The 21,818-nt window shown below is 70.1% G+C and carries 16 protein-coding genes and 4 pseudogenes; 8 read left to right on the top strand and 12 right to left on the bottom strand.

What is annotated here, in order from left to right; all coding sequences use genetic code 11:
- Nucleotides 1–143 precede the first annotated feature (143 nt).
- Nucleotides 144–436 (top strand): annotated as a pseudogene (locus tag AAFF41_RS37020) (DUF2267 domain-containing protein); the annotation flags it as partial.
- Between the two features lie 156 nt (nt 437–592).
- On the opposite strand, the gene AAFF41_RS37015 reads toward AAFF41_RS37020, so the two are convergent.
- From AAFF41_RS37015 to AAFF41_RS37005, 3 genes are all read right to left on the bottom strand, one after another.
- Complete coding sequence (locus tag AAFF41_RS37015; protein ID WP_067385931.1) at nt 593–928, bottom strand: MerR family transcriptional regulator; 336 nt, start codon at nt 926–928, stop codon at nt 593–595.
- 1,540 nt (nt 929–2,468) lie between these two features.
- Nucleotides 2,469–2,816: an STAS domain-containing protein gene (locus tag AAFF41_RS37010; protein WP_319753892.1), complete on the bottom strand. Its 348-nt coding sequence runs from the start codon at nt 2,814–2,816 to the stop codon at nt 2,469–2,471.
- Between the two features lie 5 nt (nt 2,817–2,821).
- Nucleotides 2,822–2,944 (bottom strand): hypothetical protein, encoded by a 123-nt coding sequence (locus tag AAFF41_RS37005; RefSeq protein WP_319753891.1) that lies wholly within the window; start codon nt 2,942–2,944, stop codon nt 2,822–2,824.
- A gap of 270 nt (nt 2,945–3,214) precedes the next feature.
- On the opposite strand from AAFF41_RS37005, the gene AAFF41_RS37000 reads away from it, so the two are divergent.
- The 3 genes from AAFF41_RS37000 to AAFF41_RS36990 all read left to right on the top strand — a co-directional run bounded on the left by AAFF41_RS37000 (nt 3,215) and on the right by AAFF41_RS36990 (nt 4,836).
- Complete coding sequence (locus tag AAFF41_RS37000) at nt 3,215–3,586, top strand: helix-turn-helix transcriptional regulator (RefSeq protein ID WP_319753890.1); 372 nt, start codon at nt 3,215–3,217, stop codon at nt 3,584–3,586.
- A gap of 136 nt (nt 3,587–3,722) precedes the next feature.
- Nucleotides 3,723–4,064: an ANTAR domain-containing protein gene (locus AAFF41_RS36995; protein WP_415926050.1), complete on the top strand. Its 342-nt coding sequence runs from the start codon at nt 3,723–3,725 to the stop codon at nt 4,062–4,064.
- Between the two features lie 220 nt (nt 4,065–4,284).
- Nucleotides 4,285–4,836, top strand: a complete 552-nt coding sequence (locus tag AAFF41_RS36990; RefSeq protein ID WP_343325311.1) for an FAD-dependent oxidoreductase — start codon at nt 4,285–4,287, stop codon at nt 4,834–4,836.
- 84 nt (nt 4,837–4,920) lie between these two features.
- Here the strand turns inward: AAFF41_RS36990 and phoU are convergent, their stop codons facing one another.
- On the bottom strand, nt 4,921–5,583 hold the full coding sequence (gene phoU, locus AAFF41_RS36985; protein ID WP_343325310.1) for a phosphate signaling complex protein PhoU: 663 nt from the start codon (nt 5,581–5,583) through the stop codon (nt 4,921–4,923).
- Between the two features lie 364 nt (nt 5,584–5,947).
- On the opposite strand from phoU, the gene AAFF41_RS36980 reads away from it, so the two are divergent.
- The gene (locus AAFF41_RS36980) at nt 5,948–8,008 is read left to right on the top strand and encodes a SpoIIE family protein phosphatase (RefSeq protein WP_343325309.1); all 2,061 of its coding nucleotides are present in this window, start codon (nt 5,948–5,950) and stop codon (nt 8,006–8,008) included.
- Between the two features lie 254 nt (nt 8,009–8,262).
- On the opposite strand, the pseudogene AAFF41_RS36975 reads toward AAFF41_RS36980, so the two are convergent.
- A pseudogene (locus tag AAFF41_RS36975) lies at nt 8,263–8,433 on the bottom strand (Hsp70 family protein); the annotation flags it as partial.
- Nucleotides 8,434–8,844: 411 nt separating this feature from the next.
- Between AAFF41_RS36975 and AAFF41_RS36970 the strand changes: the two are divergent.
- Nucleotides 8,845–9,051, top strand: coding sequence for a hypothetical protein (locus AAFF41_RS36970; protein ID WP_319754096.1), 207 nt, complete (start codon nt 8,845–8,847; stop codon nt 9,049–9,051).
- On the opposite strand, the pseudogene AAFF41_RS36965 reads toward AAFF41_RS36970, so the two are convergent.
- From AAFF41_RS36965 to AAFF41_RS36955, 3 genes and pseudogenes are all read right to left on the bottom strand, one after another.
- Nucleotides 9,025–11,201: pseudogene (locus tag AAFF41_RS36965) on the bottom strand (FUSC family protein). The gene AAFF41_RS36970 and the pseudogene AAFF41_RS36965 overlap by 27 nt on opposite strands.
- Before the next feature lie 316 nt (nt 11,202–11,517).
- Entirely contained in the window at nt 11,518–12,693 is a 1,176-nt protein-coding gene (locus AAFF41_RS36960; RefSeq protein WP_319754094.1) for a glutathione-independent formaldehyde dehydrogenase, read from the bottom strand.
- A 309-nt stretch (nt 12,694–13,002) separates the two neighbouring features.
- On the bottom strand, nt 13,003–14,124 hold the full coding sequence (locus AAFF41_RS36955; protein ID WP_343325307.1) for a hypothetical protein: 1,122 nt from the start codon (nt 14,122–14,124) through the stop codon (nt 13,003–13,005).
- Between the two features lie 550 nt (nt 14,125–14,674).
- Between AAFF41_RS36955 and uvrA the strand changes: the two genes are divergently transcribed.
- Nucleotides 14,675–17,143 (top strand): excinuclease ABC subunit UvrA, encoded by a 2,469-nt coding sequence (uvrA, locus tag AAFF41_RS36950; RefSeq protein ID WP_343325306.1) that lies wholly within the window; start codon nt 14,675–14,677, stop codon nt 17,141–17,143.
- Between the two features lie 127 nt (nt 17,144–17,270).
- On the opposite strand, the pseudogene AAFF41_RS36945 reads toward uvrA, so the two are convergent.
- From AAFF41_RS36945 to AAFF41_RS36930, 4 genes and pseudogenes are all read right to left on the bottom strand, one after another.
- Nucleotides 17,271–17,585, bottom strand: a pseudogene (locus AAFF41_RS36945) (DJ-1/PfpI family protein); the annotation flags it as partial.
- 60 nt (nt 17,586–17,645) lie between these two features.
- Complete coding sequence (locus AAFF41_RS36940) at nt 17,646–18,095, bottom strand: DUF1931 family protein (protein ID WP_319754091.1); 450 nt, start codon at nt 18,093–18,095, stop codon at nt 17,646–17,648.
- Nucleotides 18,096–18,477: 382 nt separating this feature from the next.
- Nucleotides 18,478–19,323, bottom strand: a complete 846-nt coding sequence (locus AAFF41_RS36935; RefSeq protein ID WP_319754090.1) for an aldo/keto reductase — start codon at nt 19,321–19,323, stop codon at nt 18,478–18,480.
- Nucleotides 19,324–19,425: 102 nt separating this feature from the next.
- Nucleotides 19,426–20,613 carry an MFS transporter gene (locus tag AAFF41_RS36930; RefSeq protein ID WP_319754089.1) on the bottom strand — a complete coding sequence of 396 codons (1,188 nt, stop codon included), beginning with the start codon at nt 20,611–20,613 and terminating at the stop codon, nt 19,426–19,428.
- A gap of 266 nt (nt 20,614–20,879) precedes the next feature.
- Here AAFF41_RS36930 and AAFF41_RS36925 point away from each other — a divergent pair, with 266 nt between their 5' ends.
- Nucleotides 20,880–21,770, top strand: coding sequence for a LysR family transcriptional regulator (locus AAFF41_RS36925; protein WP_319754088.1), 891 nt, complete (start codon nt 20,880–20,882; stop codon nt 21,768–21,770).
- Nucleotides 21,771–21,818 lie beyond the last annotated feature (48 nt).

Raw genomic sequence — 21,818 nt, 5'->3', positions numbered from 1 at the left:
ACTCCGTTGGGTCGCTCTGGATCTTGGTGTCGTGTGTGTCCGGGAGCAAAGGGGCTGGTGGCAGGCGGTGCAGGTGCCGGTCCGGCGGTTCAGCGTGCCGGAACGCGGCGAGTACACCACACCCCAGGAAGCCGAGCGACCCACGTCAGCTCTCCGGCGACGAACGCGTCGACCTCGCCGCCCGCCTCCCCTCCGCGGCCGCCCCCGTCTTCACCAGCCACATCCCCGACCTTCAACCACTCACCGGCTGGGGCTTCGTCAAGGACCTGGCCACCCGCACGGGTACCACCCCCGCGGTCGCGCGCTGGGACACCGGCGCCGTCCTCGCCGTCCTCGGCCGCCTGGCCGGCCCCGGCCTCCTGGACCGCATCCTGACCCAGCTCCCCTCCGGATAGCACTCCTGTTCGGCCGCGCCGAACTCACCCAGGCCGCCTGACCGTTCATGGTGGGAACCGGCGGGACGGCAACCGTGGCTGAGGGCGTGGCTTACGGCGGAAGGGCTCCGGCGATGCCGCCGCCGGAGCCCTGTGCGGGCGTCAACAGCCGTGTGAAGTCATGGGGAAACCTGCCGCCAGCTGCCATGGCCTGCGGGTCAGGCATCGGCCGTGCGGCGCGGTTCGACACCGGCCCGGTGTTCCTCGTTGATGCGCCGGGCCTCTTCGAGCTGGTCTTCGAGGATGACAATGCGGCAGGCAGCCTCGACCGGCGTGCCCTGGTCGACGAGTTCGCGAGCGCGAGCGGCGATCTTCAACTGGTAGCGGGAGTAGCGGCGGTGGCCGCCCTCCGAGCGCAGAGGCGTGATCAGGCGGGCTTCACCGATCGCTCGCAGGAAGGCGGGTGTGGTGCCGAGCATTTCGGCGGCCCGTCCCATGGTGTAGGCGGGATAGTCGTCGTCATCGAGACGACTCAGAGAGTTCTCTGCGGTCATTCGCACCTCTGTCGTGGGAACGCATCGGGGGGCCCTGGCGCCGTACGGCACCAGGGCCCCGAGGGATTTGAACACCATCTGCCGGCCTACTGCGGTGCCGGCCTTCTGTTTCCGCCCGCTCTCCCGAGAGAGGGGGATGCGTGCGGGGATCGCGTATGCGTGACCGTGGGACCACCTTCCGTTCCGGGGCCTGCGGTACCCGGGCCGACTACGTCCTTGCCCGGGCGATCCTGATGGCGTCTGCCTCCTTCTCCTCTTCCGGATCCATCTCCTTGCACCTGCGTACCGCTGGCGGCCCCTGTGAGCCACCCAGCCCGGCAGTCAGCGAGAGGACCCCGAGATTCCGCCGGCCCCGCCGCTCTACTGCCGTGCCAATTCCTGCTGGTGCGCGGCAGTTTCGTGTCTGCCGCGCCGTCCTGACTTCCTGGCTACGGGCAAGACATTAACCCCCGTGATCCTGAATGTCTACTCCAGCCATGACAGATTTTCTGCATACCGCAATGATGGTCTTCTGCCGTCCAGGCATGCAAAAGGTGTACCGGGACGCATGGAAGCGGGGAGCAGGGTGCATACCGCCTGGCACTGCACAGCAGGACAACCGATACACCAGGACACGAGTGGCGGCCGTAGCTTGCTCCGGGGCCGCGTGAGACGGCGGGGCTTCCGCGTCTCTCACGGACGCCCCGATGATCGGGGGCCGGTCTCACGGAACACTGCCCTCGGCGCAAACTGGCGCTGGAGATTCAAGCGTGCCGTCACCACACCTCAGGGCCGCCGCCGCGCCACTCGATGATCGGTGAGTCCGCCACATCGATCTCATCCCTACCAGCCCAGCCAGCCCGCCGCATGATCTCGGCCCAGCCACTCAGACTGCAGGCCGCCCCCACGGGCTGCCCGTCCACGCGCACTTGGCGTCCCTCCCCCTTGGTGGGCGGGCAAACGATCACGGAACGTTCGGCCATTCGGCAAGCGTCGCCCGCAGTCACACCCCGCGCATCCGGACGTAGCCCGCGGTGCCTTACCGGACGCTGTGCTGTTCCAGGAGGCGTGCTGGTTCGTCTGAACGCGCGTACGAAGGTTGCGCTCGATACCTTCACCCAGGCGGCCGAGGGTCGGCGGGATCTCATCAACGCTGCCAGGGCGAGGGGCACGTCGGGCAAAGCCGGGCGTGCCCCTCCACGCCGACCGCCCGGTGAACGGCAGCGGCCGGCGGTACGCAGCCCTCGACGCCGATCACTCACGGCCCGCCAAACGGGAAGTCGGGCCGGCCACCGGGCGACCGTCGGGCGCGCGCCACCCACTCGAGACATTCCTCCACGGTGTGCAACAGAGAGCCGGAGCGAACACGGAGCCGCTCCAGAGGCACAAGGTGGGCCGACCACACCCTGGCCCAAGGGCGAACCTCGGCCAGCCCTGATCGTCGGCGGTGCTGCGGGCAGCCGCCCGGCCAGGGTGTCCGGGCGACCTCGACGGGGCCTCCAGATGTTGAGGGGAGCGACGGCCGCCGGTGGGTTCGGGCCGCCGGGACTGGAACGATGTTCTAGCCGCTCAGGGCCTGTTGGAGCGTGGGATAGCAGGGCATCACAGTGTCGAGGCCGACGAGCTGAAGGACGCGCAGGATGTAGGGGGTGGGGCCGGCCACGCGCACCCAGCCCTGGATGGCAGTGGCGGCCTGGTGAGCCCCGATCAGGGCATTGATGCCGGTGGAGTCCATGAAGGTCACCTGACTCAGGTCCATCACGGTGTGCCGGGTGGCTTCGCCGTCGGGACCCAGGAGCGCGCGCTGGATCTCCGCGCCGGTAGTGAGGTCGACTTCGCCACGCAAGGCCAGCACGGCGACGCCGTCGGCGGTGGTGAACCGGGTGACCGACAGCCTTGGAGGCTCCATCGTGGTCATCCCTTCACGCCACAGGGCTCGGCCAGCGGCGTGTCGAGGCCGACAGCGCCGGCGGTCAGTTGCTGCTGCACTGGCTCGGGCAGCGGATCTCCGTGGACCGTGTCCACCAGGTTGTCCATGCACGCGAGTTCAGTGCGCGCATCCTGCGTGGCCTCGCCGGCCGCAGTGCCCTCCCGCGGGGGGTAGTGGCCTGTGGCCCACGCGAGCGGTGACCTCTCACCGCTGCCGGGCTGCACAGAAGGCGCACGCTCTGACATGGCCGCCGCTCCCTAGGCATCCACCTGACTCTGACCCCGCAAGCGTCCACGCCCCACCGTTCACCCGTCAAGAGATACCGGAAAAGTTTTTCGCTCTTTCGTATACGTGAATACTGCGTCTATCCTGAGGTGATGCGTGGAGTACCCGAGTCACATACAGGCTGGACGTTCCTGACCAATCACGCCCGCGTGCTGGCCGCGATCGCCGAGGACCGCACCACCCGCATCCGCGACATCGCCGCGCGATGCCAGCTCACCGAGCGGGCCGTCCAGAAGATCATTTCGGATTTGGAGGAGGACGGGTATCTCACCCACACCCGCCAAGGACGCTCCAACGAGTACCGGATCGAAGAGGGGACCAACCTGCGGCACCCGGCAGACTCCGGGCCGACGGTGGCGGATCTCCTCGCCCTCCTTGCTCAGCACGACGCCGGACACGGCAGCCGGAACCAGCAGTTGCAGACGACACCCCCGCACGGACGAACAACGGAAGGTGACCGGTGACGACATCGGCACGACCCCCGGGTGACTGACACACCGCAGCGCCGGACCGGCTTGCGCAGCCGCCGTGACGGCGCCGCATTCCCGGGCATGAGATGAATCGAACTGACGCCGGACTCCCGATACCCCGGAGGCGACGTTGACGTCCGAAGCGGACACGACACAGCAACCCCCCCAGCTCCCCGCACTCCCTGAGACCTCCATGGACACGGTGCTGCGACTGGAGGACGAAAACCTCCAACTCAAAGAGGCAGTGCGCTCGCACGCCGTTGTCGATCAGGCCATCGGGGTCATCCTGGCAGTAGGACAGCTGACCCCCGACCAGGGCTGGGACGTGCTGCGGAGCACCTCCCAGAACACCAACATCAAGTTGCGGCACGTGGCCGAACTGATCGTCGACTGGGCGCGAACAGGCCGACTGCCCACCGAGATTCACAGCCAGCTGGAGCACCAGCTCGGCCTCGACAGACGCCGTGCGTGAACGCGAGTAGCTGCTCGTTTGCACCGTGCAGCGGTTCCGCTCGACTCACGCGGTCAGGAAAGGCGCCAAGCGGTGATCGTGACGGCAGGCGCTTCGGGCCATGGACCACACAAAGATGAGAGGAGGGCCGTATCCCCCCACTCTCACGCCGCCGTAACCATTGGGCACAGGGTCACCAGCCCCGGCGATCTCGGCGACCCAAAGGATCCAGGGAACGTCGATGTTCAGGCCGGCCGAAGCCGCACGTGACACGGGTCTGTCCGCCGAGTTCATGACCGAGACCGAGTTGCCCTTCGCCATCGCCGGCGCGGTTCGGATGAGCAGGCAGGCCCAGTTCCATTCCCGCAAGTACCTGCTGGCGCTCACCGCCGACCTGCGCCAACACGGCGGCACGCCGTACGAGGCAACGCGCGTGGATGAAGGCGGCCCGAGGCCATGGGAAGTCGCCGCGGTCACCTTCGCCAACGGCGCGACAACATCGGCGTGTACGTGCATGGCCCTGTCCACGAAGGAGATCCAGACGCTGGTCGGTGAGGTTCGCCGCGTCCTGCGTCCTGGCGGGACCTTCCTCTACACCGCCTGCCGCAACCGTGACACCTTCTACGACACCGGCGCCGCCCACGGAGACGGCATCATTGAGCACGGCGGCTTCGCGGTGCACTTCTTCCCCCGCGACCTGGTCAGCATGGACAGCTGGACACTCGACGAGGTCCACACCTTCGACGCAGAGGACGTACCCTGCCGCCTGTGGCGCTTCACCCAGCCCCTCTGACGGCCGGTGACCAGTCCATCGGCAGGATGCCCCAGGTCGCGCCGGCTCGCCGCGTGTAGGGGGCCGAGTCGTCGTAGGCCGGGTTCACGGGGTGATGGACGCGTCTGTGGTCAGCTCGCCGGTGACCAGGTAGACCACTCGACGGGCGACCGACACGGCATGGTCGGCGAACCGTTCGTAGTAGCGGCCGACCAGCGTGACGTCGACGGCCGTCTCGACGCCGTGCTTCCAGCGGTCGTCCATCAGATGCTGGAAAAGCGTGCGGTGCAGCTCGTCCATCCGGTCGTCGTCCTCCTCCAGCCGGAGGGCCGCATCGACGTCCTTGGTGGTGATCACTTCTGCGGCCTGCGCCATCAGGCGCTGCGCGAGCTGGCCCATCTCCAGGATCGTACGGTGCAGGTCGCCGGGTACCGCGAACTTGGGGAAGCGCAGCCGGGCCAGCTTGGCCACGTGCTCGGCCAGGTCGCCCGAACGCTCCAGGTCCGCGCTCATCCGCAGCGAGGTGACGACGACCCGCAGGTCCGTGGCGACCGGCTGCTGCCGCGCCAGGATCGCAATCGCCCGGTCTTCCAGGTCGCGCTGCAGGTCATCGACCCTCGAGTCGGCCGAGATGACGCTCTCGGCAAGCGAGAGGTCGGCATCGAGGAGGGCGGTCGTGGCCCGGCCGATCGCCGAGCCGACCAGCCTCGCCATCTCCACCAGACCGTCACTGATCGAGTCCAACTCCTCGTGATAAGCGTCCCGCATCACGTTCTCCCCGCTCCATCGGTTCTGTGCTCGCTTGTTCCCGCCGACTGCCAGCCTTCCACACCAGGGGTACGGCTCAACGACGTCGTTGACGCCTGAGTTCGACCGCGGCGCCCGGGGCACCCGCTCGATTCGTCCGGCCGCGCCTGGACGTCACCGTGGCCGATGTCGCGCTCTTCGGCGAAGGCACGGTGCCCGCTGCCGGGTGAGGCCGTCGTACTCGGTGCCTGGGGGTCCCGGACGACCGCGCGGCCGCCCAGATCCGGGGGACCATGGAAGCACTGCGAGGTGCAGGGGACACCGGCCACAGCGTGAAGCCGGCGCAGGGCGGCGTGTCGCGCTGGCAGGCGGAGGGAGTGCTTGGATGAGGACAGCCGATCCCTTCGGTGCCGAGGGTGACCAGCCGGGTTCCGGGCCGAGACAGCCGCGTGAGTTGCTGGATCTGCTCAGTGTCGCGGCTGTGCTGCTGGATGCCGAGGGACGGATCGTGCTGTGGAGCCCGCAGGCCGAGGAGCTGTTCGGCTACACCTCGCAGGAGGCGCTTGGCCAGTACGCGGCGCGGCTGCTGGTCCATGAGCAGCACGTGGAGCTGATGATCAGGCTGTTCAGCGAGGTCATGCGGACGGGACAGGGATGGGCCGGCGCCTTCCCTGTCCGGCACAAGGACGGCAGTACCCGGCTGGTGGAGTTCCGCAACATGCGGCTGCTGGACGACCGGGGTGACTTCTATGCCCTGGGCATCGCCACCGACGAGGCGGCCCTGCGCCAGGTGGAACGGGACGTGGCCCTGTCCACGCGGCTGGTCTCGCAGTCCCCGGTCGGGCTGGCCGTCTTGGACACCGACCTGCGGTACGTGGCCGTCAACCCGGCGCTGGCGCAGATCAACGGCGTCCCTGCCGCGGACCACCTCGGGCGGCCGGTCCGCGAGGCCCTGCCCTTCCTGGAGGTCGATGCGATCGAGGCCGCTCTGCGGCATGTCCTCACGTCCGGAGAGCCCCTGATCGACCAGCACAGTGTGGGGCGCACTCCCGCCGACCCCGACAACGATCACGCCTGGTCAGCCTCCTACTACCGGCTCGATGGTCCCGGCGGGCGGGTACTGGGGGTAGCCATCGTGTTGGTGGATGTCACCGATCGGCACCGCGCCCGGCAGCGCTTGGTCCTGATCGCCGACGGCTCCGCCCGTATCGGCACCACCTTGGACGTGGAACAGACCGCCCGCGAGCTGGCCGACGTCACCGTCCCCGAGCTCGCCGACGTGGCGGCGGTGGACATCCTGGATTCCATCCTGAACGACCGCCACCCGACGGCACCCGGCGCAGGCCGGGCACTCTTCCGCGCCCTCGCCGTGAAAGCCGCGTACCCCACCGAGGCCGTCCGCGCCGCCGACCCTGCCGGCCACCTCGCCAGCTACGGCGCGGAGCGCCTGGCCACTCAGTGCGTGCGGACCAGCCGCCCCATTCTGATACCCCACGTCGGGGAGCGGGACCTGGCCCGTATCGCCCGTGACGCCGAGGCCGCCGCCATCCTGGCCCGCGCCGACGTCCACAGCTATCTCTTGACGCCCCTGATCGCCCGTGGCGAGGTGCTCGGCACCCTGGGCCTCACCCGCGCCCGCAACCCGCTGCCTTTCGACAACGACGACCTCCTCCTGGCCGGTGAACTGGCCGACCGAGCCGCAGTCTGCATCGACAACGCCCGTCTGTACCAAGGCGCACGCAACACCGCGGTCACCCTCCAGCGCAGCCTGCTGCCGAACCTCCCACCGCAGCAGGCGGGCCTGGACATCGCCTCCCGATATCGGCCCGCCGGGACGACCATCGAAGTCGGTGGCGACTGGTTCGATGTCATCCCCCTCGCGGAAGACAAGACCGCGCTGGTCGTCGGCGATGTGATGGGCAGCGGCATCAGCGCCGCCACCACCATGGGACGCCTGCGCACCGCCACCTCCACCCTGGCCGACCTCAATCTCCCACCCACCGAGCTGCTGCACCACCTCGACAAGATCACCGCTGACCTGGAGCAGTACGCCACCTGCGCCTACGCCATCTACGACCCGCACCGCGCCCTGTGCCACATCGCTGTCGCCGGACACCTGCCCCCCGTGCTGATGCGCACAGGCGAGCCCCCCGAACTGCTCGAGCTGCCCACCGGCGCACCCCTCGGGGTCGGCGGTGTCGCCTTCGAAGTCACCACCATCGGCCTGGCCCCCGGCGACCAACTGGTCCTCTACACCGACGGCTTGGTCGAGACCCGCCACCACGCCATCGACGAGCGCCTGGACCTCCTCCTCCAACTGCTCCACAGACCCGACCGATCCTCGGAAGAAACCTGCGACCGGCTCCTGGACACACTGCGCGATCCGGACGACCACGACGACGTCGCCGTACTCATCGCCCGAGCCCGACACTGGCCCCGGCCCTAGTGCTGGGCTCCTAGCACGCGCCCACAGGAAAGCCGTATCTCAACCGATCATGGAACGTGCGGTTCCAACAGGTTCCCACCGAGGTGATCTTCCCGTTGTACGCGCATGGAGACAGGGCTTCTCGGTAGCTCGGGGAGGCGAATCCGACCGAGCAGTGCGGGGAGGCCCTGGTGTCCTTGTTGTACGTGTCCGAGCCGGTCCAGTTCAACTCGGCTGCTCCATCGGGTGATTGCCTCGCGCATGTCACCGCCTGCTCACGTCGAACGTGGCGCCGCCGAGGTCGAGGACGAGGACCGTCTCGTGGTGTAGCGGCGGCCGACGAATCGTTTCGCGGAGGTGATGGTGCCCTTGGGGTTGAGGATCGACTGGCGGCGGGCACGCCGGCCCACCAGCCGTTCGCCGGTGGCGGTGAAGGCCACTAGCGTCCGTCACCACCTCGTCCTGGCTCGGCATCACACTCCGCACCGAGGAGAAGTCGCGGTGCCCGTGCTGGGCAGCGCGCCCACGACGGCGCCGAAGTTCAGCCCCTACACACTGGGAGGGATCCGCCCGTCCACCCGTTCGGCAGCACGACGCGCCTGCGGACCGGGGCACCCCTGGCACGCTGACTGTGCGACCCATTCCCCCGAAGATCGAGGGCGGCCGGGTACAGGGCCTCCTGCAGCTCATCGAGGACGGCATCCACCTCGTCGTCGCGGCGCTCCTCGTACTGCTCGCGGGGCTCCTGACCTGGACAACGGCCTTGTGCTGTTCATCGTGGCCGAGCTGCTCCACACCGTCCGCCTCACCATCAGGAACCAGACCTCGTCGGGGTCGTTCACGACGTCATCAGGTCGGTGCAGGGTCCGTACCGCGAGGAGACGGTCTCTCTCCGGAACGTCGAGGGGATCGAACTGCTCATCCTGGCGGGGCTGATCCTCGTGATGGCGACAGCGGCGTACGTGTGGCGGCGCTCGACGCGGCCGGGAGACTACTTCCCGCTCCAGGAGGCGCGGCGCTCCCCGTCGCCGGAGCCGTCACCCACCCCGGTGCGCGGGTCCTGATCCGTCACCTTCCGCCTCCACGGCAGCCAGCACCCGCTGCTCCTCGCGAGCGGAGCCGACGTCCCGTTCCAGGGGTGTGCGGCTCACGGCCGTCGCGAGGTCCTCCAAGGCTTGCTTCTGCAGTTCCGCCCCGCGCCGCACCACCGGGCTCCGGTCCCCGGCGGCGGCGCCCTCCCACGCGTGGAGCGCCTCCTCCACGCGCCCCCAGTCCGGATCCCTGTGCTCGCGCACGTCGACTGCCGCCTGCGCGGTGTCCGCCTCCAGGGCCTCGGCGAACCGCTCCGCCTCGGGGGCGAAACGGCTGTCGGCCCGCGGGACGTGGCTCTCCATGAGCATCGCCGCCCGGCCGAACCCCTCGAGCGCCTCCTGCGCCTCCTGCGCCTCGCGCGACGTCAGACCCCTGGGGCGGACCGGTTCCTGCCTTGCCCGGTCGTATGCCTCCTGCCAGGCGGCACGTGCCTCCCTGCTCGCCAGCAGTGCCCTGCGCATGTCGGCGTGATGCTCCCGGGTCGGTTCGGCGTAGCTGCGGAGCACCGCGGCCGCGTAGCGGCCGGTGGCGGCGAGCCAGTCCGCAAGCCGGCCCGGCAGCCGGGGTGTCTCCCATGCGGGGAACACCACGTACGCCAGCATTGCCAAGGCCCCGCCCAGCAGGGTGAGCACCACCCGCTCCGGGACCGTCTGCTCCCATGCCTGGCCGCCCATGCCGAGCAGGAAGACGACGTACGCGGCAGTGAAGCACTGGGAGTAGGCGTAGCCGGTACGGTTCAGCGTGTACGACAGGCCCGCCGAGACCACCGCCAGCGCGCCGAACACATGGGCGTCCGGGCCCAGGGCCCGCACCATCCCGGTGGCGAGCGCGACCCCCGCCAGGGTCCCGGCGAGACGGGCCACCGCGCGCGCGTACGTCCGGTGGAAGTCCGGCCGCATCACCATCACCGAGGTGATGGGCGCCCAGTAGCCGTGGCCCAGGGGTAGCCGGGCGGCGATCAGGTAGCCGAGCGTGGCCACCGCCGCCAGCCGGACGGCGTGCCGGAACACGGGCGAGTCCCGGCGGAGCTCACGGCGGACCGCCCGGACGACGACCGGGACCAGCCGGAACATTGTCGGGCGCAGCAGGAACTGGGCACTCGTCGAGCCGGGCGGGGTGTGCGTCCTCCCGGAGACGCTGCCGCTCCCGGCGATCTCCAACGCCTCGCCGATCAGTTCCACGAGCCGCTCGGCGGCCTGCCGCGCGGGGCCCTCCAGCACCTCGTGCTCCTCGTCGACACGCAGGACGTCCGTGCTCCCGGGCCGCACCTCGGCGGGAGTGCCCCGGCGGATCGAACGAGCGGCCGCATCCAGGACGTCGGCGGCCGCGTCGAGCAACTCCCGCGCGCGGTCCCGCCCGGGTCCCTCCGCCGGGGCGCCGACGTCCGGGTCGGCGAGCGCGGCGACGACCGGCCGAATGCGCTCGGCGAGTCCTCGGGGGCCGTGCAGGACGGGGGACGGGTGCGGGCCTGTGACGGCGTCACGGCGGCCGCGTCCCGGGCCGTCATCAACGGCTCCGGGTCGAACGGGGCGGTCGGGTCGTGCCGCAACCGGCGGGCGTAGTCCGCCACGGCGGCCAGGGCGTCGGCGAGCGCGTCACGATGCGCTCCCCAACGCCGGATCGGGAACAGCAGGATCAGCACGGCTTGCACCACGCCCCCGAGCGCGATGACCCCGGCGTGCTCCAGGGCTCGCCCGACGCTCGTGGGCAAGGTGATGGTCACCAGCATGCTGCCGACCGTCGTCGCTGCGACGATCCCAGCGGTCGATCCGACGGCCCACGCCATCCCCGCGGCGAAGGCCCATACGGCCAGCAACGGGAGGAACGTCACGAGTCGCCCCGCGGCCAGGTAGCCCACGAAGGTGCTGAGCGCCAGACCCGCGCCCGCGCCGAGCGCGATCACCTTGCGTGGACGCCAGGTGCGTTGGAAGGTGGCCCCACCCGCGGAGTAGGCACCGAGGGCGGCGGACGCGGCATACGCAGGGGAGACGAGCCACAGCGCCGGCCCGACGACGATCGCCACCCCAGCGGCCGTGCGCAGCGCGAGCAGGGGCTCCAGCCGCGTCTCCTCGATCGTGAGCCCGGATCGCACGACCTCTCCGAAGGCCCGCAGCCACGTCACGGGTGTGAGCCTAGCCGGAACACCCTGCCCGGTCGCATCGGCCTGGTTGAGGTGCGGCGAACGTCGGGCAGGGAAGCCTCCCACACGCCCCGCGAACAGGCCGGCGGCCGCAGCCGCTGGACGGGGTGCAGCCACTGCGGACGCTGCTGAGGAGCGTCCGTCCGTCCTACCGGGCCGGAGTGCGGGCAATCGCCGTTGGTTCAGGTCCGACCGGAGCGCGGGCTACTGCCCCCAGCCCCGGCCGGGGGACGGGCAGACCGCCACCCGTCCCCGGACCGGTCCGGGGGAAACAGACGGGACGGCGGCCCCGGGTCGCCTACCGCTTGTGGCCGTTCCCGTGTCCGTTCGGATGCAGGACCACCTTGGTCCAGCCCTCGTCACGTGCGTCGAAGTGCTCGTAGGCGGTGGGGGCCTCGTCCAGGCTGAGTTCGTGGGAGACGACGAAGCTCGGCTTCGCCTTCCCGCCGGCGATCAGATCCCGCAGCGCCCGGTTGTACCTCTTCACGGGCGCCTGCCCGGTGCCCATGCGTTGGCCCTTGAACCACATCATGCCGAAGTCGATCGGGACCTTGCCTTGCGCCTCCAGTTCCCCCTGGGCCTCCGCGCCGCCGGGGTCCTGGGGCAGGAACACGCCCACCACACCGATGTCGCCCGTGAACCTGACCGAGTCGATCAGTCCGTTGAGCGTGAGGCTGGCGTCCTCATGTCCCTCGGGGTCGTGTGCCTGGTAGCCGACGCACTCACAGCCGTTGTCGGCGCCCAGACCGAGGGTGGCCTCCTTGACGACCTCCGACGGCTTCTGCTCAGCGGTGTTGATCGGGATGGCCCCGATCTCCTCCGCCTTGCGCAGCCGGTCGGGCTGGTGGTCGGCCACCCAGACGCGCCCGGCGCCCTTGAGGAGGGCGGAGTAGGCCGCCATCAGCCCGACGGGGCCGGCCCCGAAGACGATCGTCTGGTCGCCCGGTTTGACGTCGGCCATCTCGGTGGCGTGATAGCCGGTGGGGAAGATGTCGGCGAGCATCACGTAGTCGGTCTGCCGCTCGGCGGCGTCCTCACCCAGACGCAGCGCGTTGAAGTCGCCGTAGGGCACACGCAGCAGTTCTGCCTGGCCGCCCTGGTAGGGGCCCATGTCGGCGAACCCGTAGGCGGCTCCGGCGAGAGCCGGTTCCGGCTGCATGGTCAGGCAGTAGTTGGTCAGACCCCGCTCGCACTGCTTGCAGAACCCGCAGGCGATGTTGAAGGGCAGGACCACATACTCGCCGACCTGGACCTTGCGGACGGCCGAGCCGACCTCCACGACCTGGCCCATGTTCTCGTGTCCCAGGGTGCGGCCGGACTCGAACGAGGTGCGGCCCTCGTACATGTGCAGGTCCGAACCGCAGATGTTGGTAGCGGTGATCTTGACGATGATGTCGCAGGGGTGTTCGATCTTCGCGTCCGGTACGTCCTTCACCGTGACCGTTCGCGGTCCTTCATATACGGCTGCTTTCATGATCGCTTCCTTCGGTGCCGCGGCATGACCGCAGCACGGGTGCGATGGGGACGGCGTACCGACCTGACTCCCGGGAGTTGGTGCGACGGGGTCCATGGCTCCGGCATGCCTCTGTGGGCCGTTCACCCGGTTCAGGTGGAACGGCGGTGCCGCCGTGGGCCTGCCCGGCGGAGCTTCGACGCTCCGGCGGCGTGCCTTCCGAGTCCCCGTCGGCCCTTGACGCGAAACAACCACGCACCGATCGATCAGCGGAATCTTCGTACACGGACGACCACCGACCACCAACGAATCCCCGACTCGGGTCACCAGCTAGTCGCCGTCGTCGTCTTGGAGTATTCGGCGGCGCTCCTGTTCGCGCTTGGAGTAGGCGGCTGCCCGGATCGCCTCGTCGCTCTCCAAGCCTGATCCCAGCGCCCCGCCCACCGTGGCGACCGAAGCGACGAACCAGGACAACGTCCAGTATTCCGCGGCCCGAAGCGGGGTTCGTGTCGTGGAGGCGAACACTTGGTCGTTGAGGATGAACAGGGCCCACACCAAGTTGATGACGATCAAACCCACGTAGCAGACGAGCACCCCGATACCCACGGTCATGACCGTCGAGGCGTTGTAGAGCCTCGCCCTCTGCCTCGCCTCCCGCGAGACGTCTGCTGATCGATGCCACAGCTGCGCGTCCACGATCAGCCAGCCGATCATGAGCGCGATGGACCCGACCGTGGCGATCACGAGGCGTGGCACGCCCAGCGACTCGGCCAGGTTCCAGATGGTGGAGTTCACAGTGGCGACTGCTCCCGTGGCGAGTGCGGCCGCCAGGGCTTTCGACAAGCCCGGCACCAAGCGCCACGGCCGGTTGGCGCGGACCATACCGACGAGCACCCTCAGGTAACCGCGCGGTCCGCTGACGACGTACCGAAGATCAGCGGTCTCCTCCTCACCGACCTGGCCCGGGTGAATCGGCGCGAGGCGACTGACGAAGGGCCCCAGAAGCGGCTGACTCCGCGGAGGTCCCTCGGCCCCGGTGGCCCGCGGGCCCGCCAAGCTGAGCACGGCTTCTTCCACGGCCCGCCGGGCTCTCGTCTGCAGACGCAAGCCCCCCAGCGGAGGAAGAGACAGCAGGGCCAAGCCGTGTTCGTGACTCAGATCCACCACGAGCTTACGCCCGTGTGAGTGCAGCGGAAGGTCGGTGAGGGCCACGACGATGTCCCAACTCTCCGCTCTTCCACGGTCCATGATCCGGCGCATCAAGGTGGGCGGGTCCTCGGTCCTTGCGGTGAAGGGCTCACTCACCACCTCTACGTCGAACCGTCGTCCCTGGCCTGACTTGTCGGCGAGCCGAGCAGGAAGTACCCGGGCCATGCGCTGCGCGATCTCCGTGGGCGCGTCCGGATCCGCCAGGAGAGCCACGACCGTAACGCCCTGAGACGACACCCGCATGACTCCTTCTCGTCGGCTGCCCCCGCGATCGTCCGTGCCCACAGGATGCCCCCGAGGTATCGCCGACGCCGCGTGACACGCTGGCCCCTGCCAGCAGGTGCAGGCGGTACGGTCAGGTCGCCTCGCCCTCCCCGCACAGGGCCTGCTCCACCACCGGGCCACGGTTGCGTGCGCCACCGCGAACACCAGTTCCGCGCCACCCCGTGCACCACGACGAGATGGATCGGCAGCAGGCCCGCCTCGTGTTCAACCTCGTCACCGTGATCACCTTCATGGGCATCACTGCCTCTACGCCGCGCTGTTCCTGCTCGTCCGTGTCACTGCGGCGTTCCTGCTCCCACCGCAGTCGTTGCGTCCCCTCGTCCGACACCAGCACGATGCCGAGTGCCTCTCTACGGCCCGCCACCGGCCGGGGCCCTCGGGGCCCGCGGTGCGGACCAGGTTGCCCGGTATCGAAAATGGATCCGGGATACTCCGGACGCTCGTGTGAGCGGGGCCCGGTGACGGCGCCTGTCGCGCGGTTCCCGGTGCGATCAGGTAATCAGGAACGGTGAACAAGGACGCGACCGACCCCTTCGTACATGTCCGGGGCGCCAGTGAGAACAACCTGCGGAACATCGATGTCGACGTTCCGCGGGACGCGATGGTCGCCTTCACCGGCGTCTCCGGTTCGGGCAAGTCCTCGCTCGCGTTCGGCACGCTCTACGCGGAGGCCCAGCGGCGCTACTTCGAGTCCGTAGCACCGTACGCCCGAAGGCTGTTGCAACAGGTCGGCGCACCGCACGTGCAGGAAATCACCGGACTGCCACCCGCCGTGGCCCTGCAGCAGCGACGCGGGTCGCCCAGCTCGCGCTCGACGGTCGGCACCATCACCACGCTGTCCAATCTGCTGCGCATGCTGTACTCCCGCGCCGGCACCTATCCGCCCCGGGCCGCACGACTGGAGGCCGAGTCGTTCTCACCCAACACCGCGGCCGGGGCCTGCCCGGAGTGCCACGGACTGGGCGTCGTGCACGACGTCGCCGAGGACCTGCTCGTCCCGGACCCCTCGCTGAGCATCCGCGAGGGGGCGATCGCCGCCTGGCCGGGCGCCTGGCAGGGCGCCAACCTGCGCAGTGTCGTGAGCGGCCTGGGGATCGACATCGACCGACCGTGGCGCAGGCTCAGGAAGAAGGACCGGGACTGGCTGCTGTACACGGACGAACAGCCCTCCGTGTACATCGAGCCGGAGGAGGACCGCGTCGACTACGGCTACCAGGGCAAGTTCTGGAGCGCCCGCAAGCACGTCATGCACGTCCTCGCCGACTCCAAGAGCGAGAAGATGCGCGAACGGGCGCTCCGGTTCGTCAGGAGTGTGCCCTGCCCCGCGTGTCACGGCAGCGGACTGCGGCCCGAGGCGCTCGCCGTGACCTTCGCCGGACGTTCCATCGCCGAGATCAACGCGATGCCGCTCACCGAGGTCGTGGCGCTGCTGCGGCCCGTCGCGGGGCGGTCCGAGGCCGACGCCACCACGTCGACCGCCCGATCCGGGGAGACGACCGAGGTCGCGGTCCGGATCTGCGGCGATCTGGTCGCGCGGGTCGACGTACTGCTCGACCTGGGCCTCGGATATCTCAGCCTCGGGCGCCGCTCGACGACCCTGTCGCCCGGCGAGGCGCAGCGCCTGCGGATCGCCACCCAGCTGCGCTCGGGGCTGTTCGGCGTCGTCTACGTCCTCGACGAACCCTCCGCCGGCCTGCACCCGGCTGACGCGGAACCGCTGCTGGACGTGCTGGACCGCCTCAAGGCGGCGGGCAACTCGCTGTTCGTCGTGGAGCACGACATGGACGTCGTACGGCGGGCGGACTGGGTGGTGGACATCGGCCCCGGCGCGGGTGAGGGCGGCGGGCGCGTGCTGTACAGCGGCCCGGTCGCCGGTCTTGAGCGGGTCGGGGAGTCGGCCACGAGCGAGTACCTGTTCGGGCGCGCCCAGCCGCTCGATCACCGCCCGCGCACACCGCACGGCTGGCTGCACCTGAGCGGCGTCTCCCGCCACAATCTGCGCGACGTGTCCGTCGACGTACCGCTCTGCGTACTGACGGCGGTGACAGGCGTGTCCGGTTCCGGAAAGTCGACGCTGGTGACGCAAGTGCTCGCCGAGGTCGTCCGCGGCCACCTCGGACTCGTACCCGAGGAGCCCGACGAGGCGCAGTTGGAGGTCGACGTCCAGGACGCGTCGGGGGTCGAGTCGTTCGACCGGCTGGTCCGGGTCGACCAACGGCCCATCGGCCGAACTCCCCGGTCCAACCTTGCCACGTACACGGGGATGTTCGACGCGGTGCGCAAGCTGTACGCGGCGACGGACGAGGCCAAGGCGCGCGGCTACTCGGCCGGGCGGTTCTCCTTCAACGTGCCCGAAGGGCGGTGCGAGACCTGCCAGGGCGAAGGATTCGTCGCGGTCGAACTGCTGTTCCTTCCCGGCACCTACGCGCCGTGCCCGACCTGCCAGGGCGCCCGGTACAACGCCGAAACCCTGGAAGTCACCTACCGCGACAAGAACATCGCGGAAGTGCTGGAGCTGTCCGTCGACGCCGCCGCCACGTTCCTGTCCGCCGTCCCGGCCGCCTTCCGCAGTCTGGAGACGTTGCGCGAGGTGGGACTGGGGTACCTGCGGCTGGGGCAGCCCGCGACGGAACTCAGCGGTGGTGAGGCGCAACGCATCAAACTGGCCACCGAACTCCAGCGAGCCCGCCGCGGTCACGCGCTCTACCTGCTCGACGAGCCGACGGCGGGGCTGCACCCCTCGGACATCGCGCTGCTGCTGCGGCAGCTGCACCGGCTCGTCGACGCCGGCAACACGGTCGTCCTCGTCGAGCACGACCTGGACACGATCGCCACCGCCGACTGGGTCATCGACCTCGGGCCGGGCGGCGGCGACGCGGGCGGGCGGGTGGTCGCGGCGGGCCCGCCGGCCAAGGTGGCGAGGGCCCGCCCCAGCGCCACCGCGCCCTATCTCGCGGCCCGGCTCGCGCACTCATGACGACGGCGCGAGGGGCTGAGCACCGGTCAGCCGGGTTCGGGGCGCGGGGTCGCGCGCGTCGATGCCGCGTTCCAGCTTGTGCCGGATATCGCTCGCGAGGTGCCCCGTCCGGGCCCATTCCGCCGGGTCAGCTGGGCACGGGGTGGTGCGCCCGGGCGAACTGCTCCACGACGGCGGCGCAGAAGGCGGGCAGGTCGGCCGGGCTGCGGCTGGTGACCAGCTGCCCGTCGACGACCACCTCCTGATCGGGCGACGATCTCCGCGCCGGCGGTGCGCAGGTCGGTGCGGATGCCGGGCCAGGACGTCAGGCGACGGTCCCGCACGGCGTCGGCTTCCGCCAGGGTCCACGGGCCGTGGCAGATCGATGCGACCGGTTTCCCGCTGGCCATGAAGTCCTTGACGAACTGCACCGCGTCGCGGTCCAGCGCAGCTGGCCAGGGTTCGGGGACATTCTTCACGGGCATCTCAGTTCAGTCCGGCGCCATGCACCGGGGCGCGACTGCTACAGCAGCCGGTCGAACACCGCGGTCACGCCCTCCCAGTGACTGGTCTGCGGGTTCTTCACATCCGGATACATGATTTTGAACGTCTCGGCGAGGGCGACGCTGAGACCGCCGATGATCTCGGGGTAGCGCTCTTCGGCCCCCTGGGTAGGTGTCCTGTCGAGCGGAGGATGCGTGGCGAGCTGTTCCAGGATCGGCTTCAGCTCGACCTCCTCGTCGAGCCGCCGGAACCGGTGGATGCACTCCTGGAGGCCCTTGGTGATCGGCAGGTCCCACGGTTCGACGGTATCCCTGTCGTTGGCCTTGGCCGACGCCTGGCCGACGACCAGGAGGTCGTAGAGCTTGGCGTCGACGAAGTCGCCGTACCGCTTCAGGTCGTTCCTGTCCACGTCGAGGCTTGCGGCGGCGCGGAAGAACCTCTCGAACTTCGACACACCCATCACGGTCATGCCTCTCGCCTCCTCACCGGGAACGGACGACGTCGTTCGCTCCCGCCCGCGCCGCCATCGGCTGTTACCCGGTCGAGATTCGCACAGCCCCCTGCTGAGCGCCTCCGCACCCCAGGCCGAAAAAGGGCACCCCCTCTTCCCCTGGCAGAGCAGCATGAAGTGCCCAGGCCTCCTGCGGACGGCCGTACGGCCGTCCGCAGGAGGCCGCACGGCCGGGCAACGCCTCGAACGAGAATTGCTGACCGGACGACACGACCATCTCGGGGAAGCGGGAGTGTATGGGGGCACCCCGCCGAGATTGGACGGTGAGGCTGGTCGACGGGGTGCGCAGCGAACCCCCATTCCGACGACGTGCGGGGGGCTCGCCATCCTGTCAACTCCTTCAGAGCATCTCCAGGGGCGTGGGCCCGCTGGGTGGCGGGAACGCCTCGTCGAGGGCGTCGAGAGCCTCGGTGGGAAGGTGAAGGTCCGCTGCGCCGCGGTTCTCCCGAACATGGTCGGGTGATCCGGAACGCGGGACAGCGGCCACCCCTTGTTCCAGCACCCAGGCGAGTGCCACCTGGGCCGGCGTGGCTCCGAGGGCCCGGGCCACGGCACCCAGTGCCTCGACCTTCAGGAGTCGCCCCTGCTCGATCGGGGAGTAGGCCATGACCGTCACCCCGGCCTCGCGGCACCAGGGGAGCAGATCCCACTCGATGCCGCGCCGGGAGAGGTTGTACAGCACCTGGTCGACGGCCACGGCGTCGCCACCGGAGAGGGTGGTCAGCTCGACCATGTCGGCGACGTCCAGATTGCTCACGCCCCAGTAACGGATCTTCTCCGCCTCCATCAGGTCGGTGAATCCCGCAAGGGTCTCCTCAAGTGGCCACCGTCCCCGCCAGTGCAGCAGGTAGAGGTCCAGCCGTTCCGCACGGAGCCGCCGCAGGCTGCCCTCGCAGGCGGCGACGGTGCCCTTCCGGTCGGCGTGGCCGGGCAGCACCTTGCTGACGAGGAAGACCTCCTCCCGGCGTCCCCGGAGGGCCTCCCCGACGAGCTCCTCAGCTGCGCCGTCGCCGTACATCTCCGCCGTGTCGACGACGGTCATGCCCAGGTCCACGCCCAGCCGCAGCGCGGCGATCTCCTGTTCACGCCGGGCCGGTTCCTCGCCCAGGTACCAGGTGCCCTGCCCGAGCGCCGCGATCTCCTCACCGGAGGGGAGCGCGATCGTTCTGGCCGATTCCGCAGACATCTCGTGCCTCCCGTCTGCCGCGGATCCGTGTCACGCGTACCCGCACCGAGTGCCCAGGTCCGCGCCTCCCACGCAACCGGTGTCGCATGCGCCGCAGGGCGGTCAGGAGGGGCGAGCGGACCCCGCCGAGAGCGCGCCGGGACCGGGTGGGCGGCCGCGCAACGCGACGGCGACCGACACAACGGCGCCGCAGGAGAGGACCGCCGCGAAGCCGATCATCGCGGTCTGCACGGCGAAGTGCCGCAGGGCGATGCTGAACAGGACGGAGGGCAGGCCCATTCCCAGGTACGCGACGACGAAGAACACGGCGAGGACCCCCGCGCGTGAGGCGGGCTCGGCCACTGAAACGGCACGTTCGACGCCTCCCTTGAACAGCAGCCCGGAGCCGGCTCCCGACAGGGACACGGCGACCAGGTAGAGCCAGAGCGCCGGGTGGTAGAGGGCGACGGCGCACAGGACCAGACCGACCGGGAAGACCACTGCCCCCACGGTCAGGACCCTGGGCAGTGGGAGGCGGCCCAGCACCAGCTGGGCGGCCGCCGCGGAACCGAACATGAGGAAGGCAGCCAGGCCGACCACGAGGTGCGAGTCGGTGTGCAGGGTGCCGTGGAGCACGCTCGCCCCGAGGGAGGAGATCAGGCCGAGGATCGCGAAGGCGAAGGCGCCCAGCGCGCCGGCCGCGCCGAACGTCCGCCGGCCGCCGGGGCGCAGGACGAACCTGCTGGGCGGTTCGGCCGCGGGCAGCTCCAGGTCCACGGTCTCCGGGGTGGACAACACCAGCGCCAGGCACACTGCCATGGCGAGCGTGAAGATCGCCTGGGTGGTGATCAGGGGCGCGGGAAGCCACTCGGCGGCGGCTCCGGCGACCAGGGGGCCTGAGGCCAGGCCGCCGAGGTTGGCGGCGGTGGCCACGATGCCGGGCAGCACCGAACCCGTCCGTTCCGGACGGGCCTCGTGGTGGAGGTCGTGCAGGTACGTCGTCGCGGTCGAGGCCATCAGCCCCAGTCCGACGCCGTTCAGGATCCTGCCCGCGATCAGCCCCGGCAGGTCCCGCCACGCGATCAGTACGACCGAGGCGACGATGCCGACCAGCAGCGCCGGGACGATGATGCGCCGCCGGCCGAGCCGGTCCGACAGGTGTCCCAGTCCGAGGAAGGCGGCCGCTGCGCCCACGACCATCGAGGCGTACGCCACCGTGACCGTGGTCGCGCCGAAGTGGTCCCGGGCCTCGTACAGCGGCCACAGTGGGGTCGGCGCGGTGCCGAAGGCCATCAGCACGGTGAAGGCCACCGCCACGAACCAAAAGCCGGTCGTGTGCGAGGCACGGCGCCGGGCGGGGGCGCGGGGCGGCAGGTCGGCGGGAGCGGGTGCTGGGATCCGGTGGGTCGGGTCGTCGGGAGCGTCGGTTGTGGAACGGCTCAGCGGCGTCGGAACGGCAGGCAGGGGTACCCCTCCTCGGGCGGAAGTGGATGGCGCTTTCCATCCTCCTCACCAGCCGGGATCAATGCCAACGAATGTTTTTGCTGGGCTCGAGCAATGCGAGTGATACTTCTCGTGTGGAGCTACGTCAGCTGGAGCACTTCATCGCGGTCGCCGAGGAGCTGAGTTTCACGCGTGCCGCCCGTCGGCTGCATGTGGTGCAGTCCGGGGTGTCCGCCGCGATCCGCTCCCTGGAGCGCGAGCTCGGCTGCGCGCTGTTCGAGCGCACGTCGCAGCAGGTCCGGCTCACCGGGGCGGGCGCGGCGCTGCTGCCGGAGGCTCGGGCCACCCTGCACGCCGCCCAGGCGGCCCAGGACGCCGTGCGCGCCGCACAGGACACGCTGCGCGGCACCGTGAACGTGGGCGCCATGGCCTCGGTCGAGGTGGTGGACCTGCCTGCGCTCCTCGGGCAGCTGCACGCGCGGCATCCGGCGATCGACGTCCGGCTACGGCTGGCGACGACCGGGTCGGCGGGACTGGCGCACGCACTGCTCAGCGGGGACCTGGACGTGGCCTTCCTGTCGCTGCCCGAGCACAAACCCGCCGGGATCGACGCACGGGAGCTGGCCACCGTGCCGCTCGTCCTGGTGGTGAGCGCCGCCCATCCGCTCGCGCAGCGGGGAAAGGTGGCACTTGCGGACCTCGCGGGGGAGCCCTTCGTGGACTTCCCGCCGGGCTACGGCAACCGCGAGGTGGTCGACCGGGCGTTCGCGGTGGCGGGCGTCGTACGCCGGGTGGCACTGGAAGTGCCCGACATCGACATGGGGGCGGCACTGGTCCGGCACGGTCTGGGCATCGCCTTCCTGCCCGCCTTCGCCGTCGCCCGCACCCCCGGCCTGCACGTCCTGGACGTCCACGGCACCGTGCTCCGCTGGAGCATGCATCTCGGCACGTCGTCGACCCGGCGGCCCAGCTCGGCCCTGCGGGCGCTGCTCGACCTGGTCGACCTCCACGTCATCGCCCTGTGACGCCCGGGCCGCGGCCCGGGCGTCACCCGTCGGTGGTGTCCGGCCCCC

Source organism: Streptomyces mirabilis, from assembly GCF_039503195.1.
Classification (GTDB): domain Bacteria; phylum Actinomycetota; class Actinomycetes; order Streptomycetales; family Streptomycetaceae; genus Streptomyces; species Streptomyces mirabilis_D.
Note: the sequence above shows the minus strand (reverse complement) of the source record. Positions and strands in the feature narration are given on the sequence as shown.

Bases quoted from the DNA above. Each gene is read 5' to 3' on its own strand.
- AAFF41_RS36990 (WP_343325311.1), top strand. From the start codon at position 4,285: ATGTTCAGGCCGGCCGAAGCCGCACGTGACACGGGTCTGTCCGCCGAG.
- AAFF41_RS36960 (WP_319754094.1), bottom strand. From the start codon at position 12,693: ATGAAAGCAGCCGTATATGAAGGACCGCGAACGGTCACGGTGAAGGAC.
- AAFF41_RS37015 (WP_067385931.1), bottom strand. From the start codon at position 928: ATGACCGCAGAGAACTCTCTGAGTCGTCTCGATGACGACGACTATCCC.
- phoU (WP_343325310.1), bottom strand. From the start codon at position 5,583: ATGCGGGACGCTTATCACGAGGAGTTGGACTCGATCAGTGACGGTCTG.
- AAFF41_RS36955 (WP_343325307.1), bottom strand. From the start codon at position 14,124: ATGCGGGTGTCGTCTCAGGGCGTTACGGTCGTGGCTCTCCTGGCGGAT.
- AAFF41_RS37000 (WP_319753890.1), top strand. From the start codon at position 3,215: ATGCGTGGAGTACCCGAGTCACATACAGGCTGGACGTTCCTGACCAAT.
- AAFF41_RS36935 (WP_319754090.1), bottom strand. From the start codon at position 19,323: ATGTCTGCGGAATCGGCCAGAACGATCGCGCTCCCCTCCGGTGAGGAG.
- AAFF41_RS37005 (WP_319753891.1), bottom strand. From the start codon at position 2,944: ATGGACAACCTGGTGGACACGGTCCACGGAGATCCGCTGCCCGAGCCA.
- AAFF41_RS36980 (WP_343325309.1), top strand. From the start codon at position 5,948: ATGAGGACAGCCGATCCCTTCGGTGCCGAGGGTGACCAGCCGGGTTCC.
- AAFF41_RS37010 (WP_319753892.1), bottom strand. From the start codon at position 2,816: ATGGAGCCTCCAAGGCTGTCGGTCACCCGGTTCACCACCGCCGACGGC.
- AAFF41_RS36940 (WP_319754091.1), bottom strand. From the start codon at position 18,095: ATGACCGTGATGGGTGTGTCGAAGTTCGAGAGGTTCTTCCGCGCCGCC.